At 34.1% G+C, this 13,792-nt stretch carries 14 protein-coding genes; all 14 read left to right on the forward strand.

Going from position 1 to position 13,792, the window contains the following annotated elements; translation table 11 throughout:
- The first annotated feature begins 165 nt into the window (after positions 1–165).
- The 14 genes from fdaB to upp all read left to right on the forward strand — a co-directional run bounded on the left by fdaB (position 166) and on the right by upp (position 13,776).
- Complete coding sequence (gene fdaB, locus V6C74_RS03790; RefSeq protein ID WP_002453721.1) at positions 166–1,026, forward strand: class IIb fructose-bisphosphate aldolase FdaB; 861 nt, start codon at positions 166–168, stop codon at positions 1,024–1,026.
- 546 nt (positions 1,027–1,572) lie between these two features.
- Positions 1,573–2,832, forward strand: a complete 1,260-nt coding sequence (locus V6C74_RS03795) for a UDP-N-acetylglucosamine 1-carboxyvinyltransferase (protein WP_002453720.1) — start codon at positions 1,573–1,575, stop codon at positions 2,830–2,832.
- Between the two features lie 88 nt (positions 2,833–2,920).
- Positions 2,921–3,253: a helix-turn-helix domain-containing protein gene (locus tag V6C74_RS03800; RefSeq protein WP_002435794.1), complete on the forward strand. Its 333-nt coding sequence runs from the start codon at positions 2,921–2,923 to the stop codon at positions 3,251–3,253.
- A 191-nt stretch (positions 3,254–3,444) separates the two neighbouring features.
- Positions 3,445–4,872 carry an aldehyde dehydrogenase family protein gene (locus V6C74_RS03805; RefSeq protein WP_002453719.1) on the forward strand — a complete coding sequence of 476 codons (1,428 nt, stop codon included), beginning with the start codon at positions 3,445–3,447 and terminating at the stop codon, positions 4,870–4,872.
- Positions 4,873–5,174: 302 nt separating this feature from the next.
- Complete coding sequence (gene rho / locus V6C74_RS03810; protein ID WP_002435787.1) at positions 5,175–6,491, forward strand: transcription termination factor Rho; 1,317 nt, start codon at positions 5,175–5,177, stop codon at positions 6,489–6,491.
- 118 nt (positions 6,492–6,609) lie between these two features.
- Positions 6,610–6,867, forward strand: coding sequence for a type B 50S ribosomal protein L31 (locus tag V6C74_RS03815; RefSeq protein ID WP_002435494.1), 258 nt, complete (start codon positions 6,610–6,612; stop codon positions 6,865–6,867).
- Between the two features lie 219 nt (positions 6,868–7,086).
- Positions 7,087–7,686, forward strand: coding sequence for a thymidine kinase (locus tag V6C74_RS03820; RefSeq protein WP_002435782.1), 600 nt, complete (start codon positions 7,087–7,089; stop codon positions 7,684–7,686).
- Positions 7,686–8,762 (forward strand): peptide chain release factor 1, encoded by a 1,077-nt coding sequence (gene prfA / locus V6C74_RS03825; protein WP_002453718.1) that lies wholly within the window; start codon positions 7,686–7,688, stop codon positions 8,760–8,762. The genes V6C74_RS03820 and prfA overlap by 1 nt, the downstream gene beginning before the upstream one ends.
- Positions 8,749–9,585: a peptide chain release factor N(5)-glutamine methyltransferase gene (gene prmC / locus V6C74_RS03830; RefSeq protein WP_002453717.1), complete on the forward strand. Its 837-nt coding sequence runs from the start codon at positions 8,749–8,751 to the stop codon at positions 9,583–9,585. Before prfA ends, prmC begins: the two co-directional genes overlap by 14 nt.
- A gap of 176 nt (positions 9,586–9,761) precedes the next feature.
- Positions 9,762–10,805 carry an L-threonylcarbamoyladenylate synthase gene (locus V6C74_RS03835; RefSeq protein ID WP_002453716.1) on the forward strand — a complete coding sequence of 348 codons (1,044 nt, stop codon included), beginning with the start codon at positions 9,762–9,764 and terminating at the stop codon, positions 10,803–10,805.
- Positions 10,802–11,218 (forward strand): low molecular weight protein arginine phosphatase, encoded by a 417-nt coding sequence (locus V6C74_RS03840; protein ID WP_002453715.1) that lies wholly within the window; start codon positions 10,802–10,804, stop codon positions 11,216–11,218. The genes V6C74_RS03835 and V6C74_RS03840 overlap by 4 nt, the downstream gene beginning before the upstream one ends.
- Positions 11,219–11,329: 111 nt before the next feature.
- On the forward strand, positions 11,330–11,854 hold the full coding sequence (locus tag V6C74_RS03845; protein ID WP_002453714.1) for a TIGR01440 family protein: 525 nt from the start codon (positions 11,330–11,332) through the stop codon (positions 11,852–11,854).
- 25 nt (positions 11,855–11,879) lie between these two features.
- The gene (glyA, locus tag V6C74_RS03850) at positions 11,880–13,118 is read left to right on the forward strand and encodes a serine hydroxymethyltransferase (protein WP_029625760.1); all 1,239 of its coding nucleotides are present in this window, start codon (positions 11,880–11,882) and stop codon (positions 13,116–13,118) included.
- A 28-nt stretch (positions 13,119–13,146) separates the two neighbouring features.
- The gene (gene upp / locus V6C74_RS03855; protein ID WP_002435776.1) at positions 13,147–13,776 is read left to right on the forward strand and encodes a uracil phosphoribosyltransferase; all 630 of its coding nucleotides are present in this window, start codon (positions 13,147–13,149) and stop codon (positions 13,774–13,776) included.
- Positions 13,777–13,792 lie beyond the last annotated feature (16 nt).

The following is a 13,792-nucleotide window of genomic DNA, read 5'->3' on the forward strand; positions in this document are numbered from 1 at the left end:
AATATTTGAAAAATTGATAAAATGAATGCGGTTGCAACAGTTTAAAATCTAAGGATTGTGAAAATTATTAATATTATATAAAGTATTCGAATGCATTAACTATGTATTTTTGATATAATGATTTTTGAAAAATACGTGCACTTATGCACTCAAGGAGGAACTTTCATGCCTTTAGTTTCAATGAAAGAAATGTTAATTGATGCGAAAGAAAACGGTTATGCAGTTGGTCAATACAACTTAAATAACCTTGAGTTTACACAAGCTATTTTAGAAGCTTCACAAGAAGAGAATGCACCAGTTATTTTAGGTGTATCTGAAGGTGCTGCTCGTTATATGAGTGGTTTCTACACTGTAGTAAAAATGGTTGAAGGTTTAATTCACGATTTAAACATTACAATTCCAGTTGCAATTCACTTAGACCATGGTTCAAGCTTCGAAAAATGTAAAGAAGCGATTGATGCTGGATTCACTTCAGTAATGATTGACGCTTCACATAGTCCATTCGAAGAAAATATTGAAATTACTTCTAAAGTAGTTGAATATGCACATGAAAGAGGCGTTTCTGTAGAAGCTGAATTAGGTACGGTAGGCGGACAAGAAGACGACGTAGTAGCTGACGGCGTTATCTACGCTGATCCTAAAGAATGCCAAGAATTAGTTGAAAAGACTGGCATCGATACTTTAGCACCTGCATTAGGTTCAGTTCATGGTCCTTACAAAGGTGAACCAAAATTAGGATTTAAAGAAATGGAAGAAATTGGCGCTTCTACTGGATTACCATTAGTATTACATGGTGGAACTGGTATCCCAACTAAAGACATTCAAAAAGCAATTCCTTATGGTACTGCTAAAATCAATGTAAATACTAAAAACCAAATTGCTTCAGCTAAAGCTGTTCGTGATGTATTAAATAACGATAAAGATGTTTACGATCCTCGTAAATATTTAGGACCAGCTCGTGAAGCAATTAAAGAAACAGTAAAAGGTAAAATTAGAGAATTCGGAACTTCTAACCGAGCTAAATAATTTGATAAATCATTATCATAGACCATTGAACAAAGGTTTCAATGGTCTTTTTTATGGAATATTTTAGAAGATGAAAACTGATAGAATTCCCTTTTAATCAAGGTTTTAAAATGCATAACGACGGGAGTTTGCATTAGTAAATGAGCTAGGCATGCATGAAATGACAATGAGTGAAAGGGTTTGTCTACAGTCTGAGCCCATTGAACAAAGGTTTCAATAGTCTTATTTATGCTATACTTGAATCAGAATGAAATTCATTTAAATGAATTTCCTCAAATTAATCAGATGTTACATAAAAATAAAAGATATATAAATCATAAATAAACAAAAATTTAACGATTAAGAAGTTGTATATGAGGTAATAGTCTTATATTAATTATTAGAGTATTATTATTTAGCGAGAAACTTTGACACTATTTATGTGTAAAGCTGCTAAAATAACTTAACATTGATTAGATTTGAACTATTTTACAAACAAAGTAAAATTATTTTATAATGCTAATAATGTGAAATTTTAAAACGAAGGAAACAAAGGAGATAAATCATATGGTTCAAGAGGTAATAAAAATAAGAGGTGGACAAACACTAAAAGGAGAAGTAGAAATTAGTGGAGCGAAAAATAGTGCAGTAGCTATTATCCCCGCAACTTTATTAGCTCAAGGACATGTAAAGTTGGAAGGTCTTCCCCAAATCTCTGATGTAAAAACTTTAGTAAGTTTGTTAGAAGATTTAAATATTAAAACGACTTTAAAAGGAAAAGAATTGGATGTAGATACAACTGAAATTGAAAATGCGCCGTTACCTAATAATAAGGTTGAATCATTGCGTGCATCTTATTATATGATGGGAGCGATGCTAGGACGTTTTAAAAAATGTGTCATTGGGCTACCAGGTGGATGTCCATTAGGACCACGTCCTATTGATCAACATATAAAAGGTTTCAAAGCATTAGGGGCAGAAATTGATGAATCAAGCGATACTTCTATGAAAATTGAAGCTAAAGAATTAAAAGGTGCAAATATCTTTTTAGATATGGTTAGTGTTGGTGCTACAATAAATATTATGCTTGCTGCTGTACATGCTAAAGGTCAGACTGTCATTGAAAATGCAGCTAAAGAACCTGAAGTTGTAGATGTCGCTAACTTTTTAATGAGTATGGGAGCTAATATTAAAGGCGCAGGAACAACTACCATCAAAATTAATGGCGTGGAAGAGTTGCACGGTTCAGAATATCAAATTATTCCTGATAGAATTGAAGCTGGTTCTTATATGTGTATGGCTGCTGCTATGGGTGAAGAAGTTGTATTAAATAATATTGTACCTAAACATGTAGAAGCGTTAACTGTTAAATTGAGAGAGCTTGGTGTTGATATCCAAATAGATGATGAGAAAGCAATTATTCGTAAACAATCACCATATAAAAATGTTGATATCAAAACTTTAGTTTATCCTGGCTTTGCTACGGATCTTCAACAACCTATTACACCATTATTATTTATGACTAATGGGCCATCATTTGTTACAGATACAATTTATCCAGCTAGATTTAAACACGTTGATGAACTACAACGTATGGGCGCAAATATTTATGCTGATGAAGGTACAGCAACTATTAAACCTTCGCGTCTTGAAGGAACGGAAGTATATGCAAGTGATTTACGTGCCGGTGCATGTTTAATTACTGCGGGATTAATCGCTGAAGGTGTAACAACAATATTCAATGTAAAACATATATACAGAGGTTATACAAATATTGTTGAACATTTAAAATCACTCGGAGCAGATATTTGGACTGAAGAAATTTAAGGTTTGTGGTATAATATTTATATTAATAATTGGAAGACAATAGAGAAATGCCTACAATTATAAGCATATTAAATGTGAGGTGAGGCAAATGGAAATCTGTCCATATCTTGAAGAAACCTTCAAAATTGTTGGTCGTAGTTGGAATGGGCTAATTATTAATTATTTATCAAGATGTGAAAGTCAATCAGCTCACTTTTCCGATATGAAAAGAGATCTAAAGACGATCACTCCTAGAGCTTTAAGCTTAAAATTAACCGACCTAGGAGAATGGAAACTAGTAGAGAAGCAAATTATTTCATCTAGCCCATTAGAAATTGTTTATCAATTGACTGATAAAGGACAAGCTTTAGCCGAAGCATTAAAGCCTATGGAAGCTTGGGCACAAAAATACGTTGAGTTAGAAGCAAATTCTTCAAAATAAATAAGACATGATGAACTGTTTATAAAATAAAAAACTTTATAAGCAGTTTTTTATGTTGATGCAAAATGATGCTTTATAATTTCCAATATAAAATGAATTGAGCGTAATTCATTTTAGTGTTTCATATGTTTAAAGTAACGCTTTAAAGGATAGAATACACATATAACTTTTCTAAGGAGTGAAGATTTAATATGAGAAATTTCACTAAACAATATATTAATGGCGAATGGGTTGATAGTGCGAGTGGCGAAACAATTGACGTAATCAATCCTGCAACTGAAGAAGTGATGGGATCTGTAGCTAACGGGAATGAAGAAGATGTTAACAAAGCTGTTGAAGCGGCTGACAAAGTTTATTTAGAATTTCGTCATAGTTCAGTTGAAGAACGTAGAGACTTGTTAGATAAAATTGTAAAAGAATATGAAAATAGAAAAGACGATATTATCCAAGCGATTACAGATGAATTAGGTTCTCCATTATCTGTTTCTGAAAATGTTCACTATCAAATGGGACTAAATCACTTTACGGCAGCAAGAGATGCTTTAGATAATTTTGAATTTGAAGAGCAACGTGGAGATGATTTAGTAGTTAAAGAAGCTATTGGTGTCTCAGGATTAGTTACACCTTGGAATTTCCCTACTAATCAAACATCATTAAAATTAGCTGCTGCATTTGCTGCAGGTAGTCCAGTAGTTCTTAAACCTTCTGAAGAAACACCATTTGCAGCTATTATCTTAGCAGAAATCTTTGATAAAGTTGGCGTACCTAAAGGTGTATTCAATTTAGTTAATGGCGATGGTGAAGGTGTAGGAAATCCATTAAGTGAACACCCTAAAGTGAGAATGATGTCATTTACTGGTTCTGGCCCAACAGGATCTAAAATCATGGAAAAAGCTGCAAAAGACTTCAAAAAAGTGTCTCTAGAACTAGGAGGAAAATCTCCTTATATCGTTCTTGACGATGCTGATATCAAGGAAGCAGCTAAAGCTACAACTGGCAAAGTTGTTAATAACACTGGCCAAGTATGTACTGCAGGTACACGTGTACTTATACCTGAAAGCATTAAAGAAGATTTCTTAACAGCAGTTAAAGAAGAATTTAGCCAAGTTAAAGTAGGAGATCCTCGTGAAGATGGTACACAGGTCGGACCAATTATCAGCAAAAAACAATTCGATCAAGTTCAAGACTATATTGATAAAGGCGTAAATGAAGGTGCTGAATTATTCTACGGTGGCCCTGGTAAACCAGAAGGCCTTGATAAAGGTTATTTCGCACGTCCAACTATTTTCATCAATGTGGATAACCATATGACAATTGCTCAAGAAGAAATCTTCGGTCCAGTTATGTCAGTGATCACTTATAATGATTTAGATGAAGCAATTGAAATTGCTAATGATACTAAATATGGTCTTGCTGGCTACGTTATTGGTAAAGATCAAGAGACTTTACGTAAAGTAGCACGTTCAGTTGAGGCAGGAACTATTGAAATCAATGAAGCTGGCAGAAAACCTGACTTACCATTCGGAGGTTATAAACAATCAGGTTTAGGTCGTGAATGGGGCGACTATGGTATAGAAGAATTCTTAGAAGTTAAATCAATTGCTGGTTATTTTAAATAATTGAACAAATTAATTAAAACTTGCAATTAAACGATGCACGGAACTATATTAGTTCCGTGTTTTGTTTTTATTGTTATATTTTCTAAATTCATTTTGTAATTAAATTGAAAATTTGCTATAGTTATTCTAGTAATTAGAAGGTCATGACACATTTGAATATAAAATAAAGACGATAAGGCTTACTGAAATTCTTAAATTTTACTCGCACATCTTAAAATTTAAAAATTTCATTTAACGTCTAAATTTAATATTTATATGTCAAAGTCTCGCAATATAAAAAATAATGAAATGGGTGCAAGTCTATGCCTGAAAGAGAACGAACATCTCCTCAGTATGAATCTTTCCACGAATTATACAAAAACAACACTACTAAAGAGCTCACTCAAAAAGCCAAATCTTTAAAATTAACAAATTATAGTAAATTAAATAAGAAAGAGTTAGTTTTAGCTATCATGGAAGCTCAAATGGAGAAAGATGGCAATTACTACATGGAAGGTATCCTTGATGATATCCAACAGGATGGGTATGGTTTCCTTAGAACCGTTAACTATTCTAAAGGTGAAAAGGATATATATATTTCTGCAAGTCAAATCCGACGTTTTGAGATCAAACGTGGAGACAAAGTAACTGGTAAAGTACGTAAACCGAAAGATAATGAAAAATATTATGGGTTACTTCAAGTCGATTTTGTGAATGATCAAAATGCAGAAGAAGTTAAAAAACGCCCTCATTTCCAAGCGTTAACGCCACTCTATCCGGAAGAAAGAATTTTATTAGAAACGCTTCCGACTAATTATTCAACTCGAATTATGGATTTAGTGACGCCGATTGGTTTAGGGCAACGTGGTTTAATTGTAGCGCCACCTAAAGCAGGTAAAACAAGTTTATTAAAAGAGATTGCTAATGCGATTGCTACAAATAAACCTGAAGCTCAACTTTTTATTTTACTAGTAGGTGAACGACCTGAAGAGGTAACTGATATTGAACGTTCAGTTGAATCTGCGGAAGTAGTGCACTCCACTTTTGATGAGCCGCCAGAACATCATGTCAAAGTAGCAGAATTATTATTAGAACGTGCTAAAAGATTAGTTGAAATAGGTGAAGATGTTATCATCTTAATGGATTCTATTACACGTTTAGCACGTGCTTATAACCTTGTAATCCCACCGAGTGGACGTACGCTATCTGGTGGTTTAGACCCTGCTTCACTGCATAAACCTAAAGCATTTTTCGGTGCAGCAAGGAACATTGAAGCAGGTGGTAGTTTAACCATATTAGCTACTGCACTTGTTGAAACTGGTTCAAGAATGGATGATATGATTTACGAGGAATTTAAAGGTACAGGTAACATGGAATTACATCTTGATCGTAAATTATCAGAACGCCGTATCTTCCCAGCAATTGACATTGGTCGTAGTTCAACACGTAAAGAAGAATTACTTATCTCGAAAGCTGAACTTGACTCATTATGGCAATTACGTAACTTGTTCACAGACTCTACAGACTTTACTGAACGTTTTATTCGCAAGTTAAAACGCTCTAAAAATAATAAAGACTTCTTTTCACAATTACAAAAGTCAGCAGAAGAAAGTACAAAGACAGGTAAACCAATTATCTAAGTTATCTTTGATAAAGGGTTGCGTTTTGATTTGATAACTATTATAATTACACAGTATTGGGTAAAAAACTCACAAATAACTCTGTTCCAGATGGTTCAGGGCAAAGGAGCTGAAAGAAATGAAACAAGGAATTCATCCTGAATACCACAAAGTTATCTTTTTAGATACTACTACAAACTTTAAATTCTTAAGTGGTTCTACTAAAACATCTTCAGAAACTATGGAATGGGAAGATGGAAATGAATACCCAGTTATTCGTTTAGACGTATCATCTGATTCACATCCATTCTATACTGGCCGTCAAAAATTCGCCGCTGCGGATGGTCGTGTGGAACGCTTCAACAAAAAGTTTGGTTTCAAATCAAACAACAACTAAATTTGAATTTCAACTGTCTACGTATCCATATAGGGAATGTAGACAGTTTTTTTATTTTTTAACCCTTTATTATGTGAGTAGATTTTGTTTTTACTCAATTTGTTTGTAAAATGAGAGTATCGTCGTTTAATTTAGAATAATACTTTGAAAATGCATTTAACTACTCATAAAATATGATATAATTAAGCGATTATGTTTTGAAAAAAGGTGGAACTCTCAATGTATGAAACGTACCATTCCGGATGGATTGAAACAATTACTGGAAGTATGTTTAGTGGTAAATCAGAAGAGTTGATTCGTCGTTTAAGACGAGGGATTTACGCGAAACAGAAAGTCATTGTTTTTAAGCCAGCTATTGATGATCGTTACCATAAAGAAAAGGTCGTCTCACACGATGGTAATGAAATTGAAGCGATAAATATTTCTACGTCAAGAGAAATTTTAAACCAAGATTTAGACGATGTAGACGTTATCGGAATAGATGAAGTGCAGTTTTTTGATGGTGAAATAGTAAATATTGTAGAACAACTGGCTAAAAATGGTCACAGAGTTGTTGTTGCAGGTTTAGATATGGATTTTAGGGGAGAACCTTTTGAACCTATGCCAAAATTATTAGCTGTTAGTGAACAAGTGACTAAATTACAGGCAGTTTGTGCTGTTTGTGGGTCACCTTCTAGCCGTACACAAAGATTAATCAATGGAGAACCAGCTAAAATAGATGACCCAATTATATTAGTTGGTGCGAATGAAAGTTACGAACCACGTTGTAGAGCACATCATATTGTGGCTCCAAGTGAAAATGAGAAGGAGGAAATGTAGTGTTTGATCAATTAGATATAGTAGAGGAACGATATGAACAATTAAATGAGATGTTAAGTGACCCTGATGTCGTGAATGATTCAGATAAACTTAGAAAATATTCAAAAGAACAAGCTGATTTACAAAAAACTGTTGAAGTTTATCGTAGTTATAAATCTAAAAAAGAAGAACTTGAAGATATTGAAGAAATGTTAAAAGAAACTTCAGATAAAGAAGAAGTGGATATGCTTAAAGAAGAGAGTGCGTCTTTAAAAGCTGAATTACCTGAAATGGAAGAAGAACTTAAAATCTTATTAATTCCTAAAGACCCAAATGATGAAAAAGACGTTATCGTTGAAATCCGAGCAGCTGCAGGTGGTGACGAAGCGGCCATATTTGCTGGGGACTTGATGAGAATGTATTCTAAATATGCCGAAGCATATGGTTTTAAAACTGAAATTGTTGAAGCTTCTGAAAGTGACCATGGTGGTTATAAGGAAATTAGTTTTTCAGTATCAGGTAGTGGAGCCTATAGTAAATTAAAATTTGAAAACGGTGCTCACCGAGTTCAACGTGTACCAGAAACTGAATCAGGTGGTCGTATACATACTTCTACGGCAACAGTAGCTGTATTGCCAGAAGTAGAAGATGTTGAGATTGAAATTCGTAACGAAGATCTAAAAATTGACACGTATCGTTCAAGTGGTGCGGGTGGTCAGCACGTTAACACAACTGACTCAGCAGTACGTATTACCCACTTACCTACTGGTGTTATTGCAACGTCATCAGAAAAATCACAAATTCAAAACCGTGAGAAAGCGATGAAAGTCTTAAAAGCACGTTTATACGATATGAAGTTACAAGAAGAACAACAAAAATATGCGTCACAAAGAAAATCTGCTGTAGGTACAGGTGACCGTTCAGAACGTGTCAGAACATATAACTATCCACAAAGTCGTGTGACTGATCATAGAATTGGCTTAACGCTACAGAAACTTGGTCAGATTATGGAAGGTAATTTAGATGAAATCATAGACGCACTTACTCTATCTGAACAAACTGAGAAATTGAAAGAACTTAATAATGGTGAACTATAAAGATAAACTTCAAGAGGCTATTCAATTAACATTAGATAAAGGGTATGAGCAGACTAGGGCAGAATGGCTACTGTTGGACCTTTTTAAATGGTCACGAACAGACTATCTTATCCATCGTGAAGAACAGATGTCACAAGCTGATTTAGCAAAATTTGACCTAGCTCTACATAGAATGTTGAGCGGTGAACCTATTCAATATATCGTAGGCTTTCAATCTTTTTACGGCTATACCTTCGAGGTAGATAATAATTGTCTAATCCCTCGTCCTGAAACTGAAGAAGTGATGCTTCATTTTCTAAATCAATGTCATCATCAAGATACAGTTGCCGATATTGGTACAGGAAGCGGTGCGATTGCTATTACACTTAAGTTGCTTAAGCCAGATTTAAACGTTCTCGCTACAGATTTATATGAAGATACACTGAATGTTGCACGCAATAATGCAACATTACATCAGCAAGAAATTCAATTTCTTCAAGGAGACGCATTGAAACCTCTAATTGATAATAATATTAAAGTTGACGGATTAATTTCTAATCCACCTTATATTGATGAATGTGAAGCAAGAGATATGGATGATACTGTACTTAAATATGAGCCTCACCATGCTCTGTTTGCTGAAAATGAAGGCTACGCCATTTATGAGGGTATTTTAAAAGATTTACCACAAGTAATGAAAGAGCAAGGGCATGTCGTGTTTGAAATTGGATATAATCAAGGCAACCAACTAAAAGCATTAATTAATTCTATGTATCCTGACAAGTTAGTTAAAGTTATTAGAGATATTAATGGTAATGAACGCATCGTGTCATTCAAATGGTAAAGAATTCATGAGATTATAATGCGTTTTTTTGTGAAATTAAATGTATCTTTAAATGCGGATAAAGTTTTAAACAAAATTAAAAATGAATGGGTGGAACTTCAACTTCAACAATAATGAACTGAATTGAGTTCCACTCTTTTTAAATTCATAATATAGATAAGAAAGAGGTGAAAATGGTGAATACTCAAATATGGGATCTTAGAAAATATGAAGAGGATGTAGTTAAATATCCTAAGTTAAACGAGATTAAAGAGACATTATTGAATGGTGGATTAGTAGCGATTCCAACAGAGACAGTTTATGGGCTTGGTGCGAACGCAAGAAATGAACATGCGGTAAGAAAAATATATGAAGCTAAAGGACGTCCTTCTGATAATCCTTTAATCGTTCATATACATCAAAGGGAGCAACTTGAAGAGTTTGTAGATGGAATTGATGAACGTGTTTCAAAATTAATGGATGCCTTTTGGCCTGGACCAATTTCATTTATTTTACCTCTTAAAACAGGTTATTTATGTGAAAAAGTTACAGGCGGATTAAACTCTATTGCAGTTCGTATGCCAAGTCATAAAATAGGGCGGGCGTTACTTCAATATATTGACGAACCTATAGCTGCACCAAGTGCCAATTTAAGTGGTAGACCTTCACCTACAAAGTTTGATCATGTTTTTCAGGATTTAAACGGAAAAGTGGACGGAATTGTTAATGGAGATCAAAGTGAAGAAGGTCTTGAGAGTACAGTGTTAGATTGTACTCAATATCCTTTTAGAATAGCACGCCCAGGTTCTATAACCACTTCAATGATAGAACAAGTTTTACCGGGGAGTATTCAAAAGGCTAATTATTTTGAAAAGGACAAACCTATTGCTCCTGGGATGAAATATAAACATTATTCGCCAGATACGCCACTAACAATTGTTGAAAATTTAACTCACAAAATTGATAATAATGAAAAATGGAATGATGTAGTATTTATTTTTCCTATTAGTATGAAATATTTATTGCCTGAGAATGCTCAATTTATTCCACTATGTGATGATGAGCAAGATATTAAAGGGGCAAACCATAATTTATATAGTGTATTGCACTCTATAGATAGCTCTAATGATATTAAACACGCTTATATTTATAGTTTTGAAAAAAAGGATCAGTCTGAAGCGATTATGAATAGAATGTTGAAAGCAGCAGGTAATGAAGTGATAGAAGGTGACGAATTATGAAATTAATATTTGTTTGTACAGGTAATACGTGTAGAAGTCCGTTAGCTGAAAGTATTGCTAAGAAATTGATGCCAAACGATGACATTCAATCACGTGGTTTATTTGCTATGGAAGGACAAAAAATCTCTAAAGAATCATTACAATTGATTCATAGTCATCATCTACCTAAGCCTTCAAATGCTCAACAATTTACTTTGGAAGATTTAGAAGCAGATTTAATTCTCACAATGTCTCCTTCACATAAAGATTTAATTAAGTCTCAATACGGTCAATATTCAAATGTGTACACGATAAATGAGTATGCAGGTATTGAGGGGCATATAGAAGACCCATTTGGATGTTCTTTTGAAGTATATGAAAAAACTTTTCAAAATATCTACGATTTATTGAAAAAAATTGAAATGAATCGATAACAGAGTAAATTATATATAATTAGTATATGTTAAGCTTTAAATAAGTTATAATAAAGGGGTATAGCAAGTTTGCTATGTTCCTTTTTATTATATTCAAGGGGGTGGGTTTCATTGCGTGATTTACAAAAGCTACTTATTGAATTAAAAGATATGTCATTCTTTAAGAAAGGCGAATTGTGTATTGTCGGTTGTTCAACATCTGAGGTCATTGGCGAACGAATTGGTTCAGTTGGATCATTAGAGATAGCTAAAGAGATTTTTGATGCTTTGAAACAAATTGAAGAGGATACAGGTGTGTCATTTGTCTTTCAAGGATGTGAACATATTAATAGAGCAATCACGATTGAAAGAGCAGATTTTAACTCACTGTCTATGGAAGAGGTAAATGTAGTTCCAGATGTACATGCAGGTGGTAGTTTATCAACGTATGCCTACCAACATATGGATGATCCAATGGTTGTAGAACATATCAGTGTACCTAAAGGTATTGACATTGGCCAAACATTAATTGGTATGCATATCAAGCATGTATGTGTTCCAGTCAGAACAAGCGTTAAACAAGTTGGAGAAGCTATCGTTACCATAGCGACATCACGACCTAAGAAAATTGGTGGCGAACGTGCTAAATATCAATAATTTAATGAAAGAAGGGGAATTATTTATGTCTTACATTGAAAAACAGGATAAAGTGATTTTTGAAGCAATTCAAAAGGAGTATGACCGTCAAAATAGTAATATCGAATTAATTGCATCTGAGAATTTTGTGTCTGAAGCTGTTATGGAAGCTCAAGGTTCAGTATTGACTAATAAGTATGCCGAAGGTTATCCAGGCCGTCGTTATTATGGTGGTTGTGAATATGTTGATGTTTCTGAAACAGTAGCAATTGATCGTGCTAAAGCACTTTTTGGCGCTGAACATGTTAATGTACAACCTCACTCTGGTTCACAAGCCAACATGGCTGTTTATTTAGTTGCTCTTGAGATGGGAGATACTGTTCTAGGTATGAACTTAAGTCATGGGGGACATTTAACTCATGGATCTCCAGTTAATTTTAGTGGTAAGTTTTATAATTTCGTTGAATACGGAGTTGATAAAGAAACGGAATTAATTAACTATGATGAAGTACGTAAACTTGCACTAGAACATAAACCTAAATTAATTGTAGCGGGTGCCTCTGCTTATTCTAGAACTATTGATTTTAAAAAGTTCAAAGAAATTGCAGATGAAGTAGGTGCTAAATTAATGGTGGATATGGCTCACATTGCTGGATTAGTTGCAGCTGGTTTACATCCAAATCCTGTTGAATATGCTGATTTTGTCACTACTACTACACATAAAACTTTACGTGGCCCTCGTGGAGGCATGATTTTATGTAAAGAAGAATATAAAAAAGAAATTGATAAGACAATTTTCCCTGGAATTCAAGGTGGCCCACTAGAACACGTAATTGCAGCGAAAGCAGTAGCATTTGGAGAAGCATTACACAGTGACTTCAAATCATATCAACAACAAGTGATTAAAAATGCTCAAGTTTTAGCTCAAACATTAATTGATGAAGGATTCAGAGTGGTTTCAGGTGGTACTGATAATCATTTAGTTGCAGTTGATGTTAAAGGTTCTATTGAGATTACTGGTAAAGTCGCTGAAGAGACTCTTGATAAAGTAGGTATTACTTGTAATAAAAACACAATTCCTTTCGATCAAGAAAAACCATTCGTTACAAGTGGAATTAGATTAGGCACACCAGCTGCAACTACACGTGGATTCGATGAATCAGCATTCGAGGAAGTGGCAAAAATTATTAGCTTAGCTTTAAAACATACTGACGATGAAGCTAAACTTAATGAAGCTAAAGAAAGAGTGCACGCCTTTACTTCAAAATATCCATTATATGAATAATAGAGAAAAACATTGGAGGAAATTATAAATGAGTAAAGTACATGTTTTCGATCATCCTTTAATACAGCATAAACTAAGTTATATTAGAGATGCTCATACCGGTACAAAAGAGTTTAGAGAACTAGTTGATGAAGTAGGTATGTTAATGGCTTATGAGGTGACTAGAGATTTAGAATTACAAGATGTTGAAATTCAAACACCTGTAACTAAAATGACAGCTAAACGACTAGCGGGTAAAAAATTAGCTATAGTGCCAATTTTAAGGGCAGGATTAGGAATGACTGATGGTGTTTTAAGTTTAGTTCCTTCAGCAAGAGTAGGCCATATTGGCTTATATAGAGATCCAGAAACACTTAAAGCAGTAGAGTACTTTGCTAAACTACCTCAAGATATCGATGAAAGACAAATTATCGTTGTAGACCCTATGTTAGCGACTGGTGCTTCAGCAATAGAAGCCATTTCATCACTGAAAAATCGTGGTGCGAAAAATATTCGTTTTATGTGCTTAATTGCTGCGCCAGAAGGTGTGGAAAAGATGCAAGAAGCTCACCCAGACGTAGATATTTATATCGCGACACTTGATGAAAAATTAAATGACAAAGCTTACATCACACCTGGATTAGGGGATGCTGGTGACAGATTATTTGGCACTAAATAATAGATTCGGAGATAGA

The sequence above is a fragment of the Staphylococcus capitis subsp. capitis genome, assembly GCF_040739495.1.
Classification (GTDB): Bacteria; Bacillota; Bacilli; order Staphylococcales; family Staphylococcaceae; genus Staphylococcus; species Staphylococcus capitis.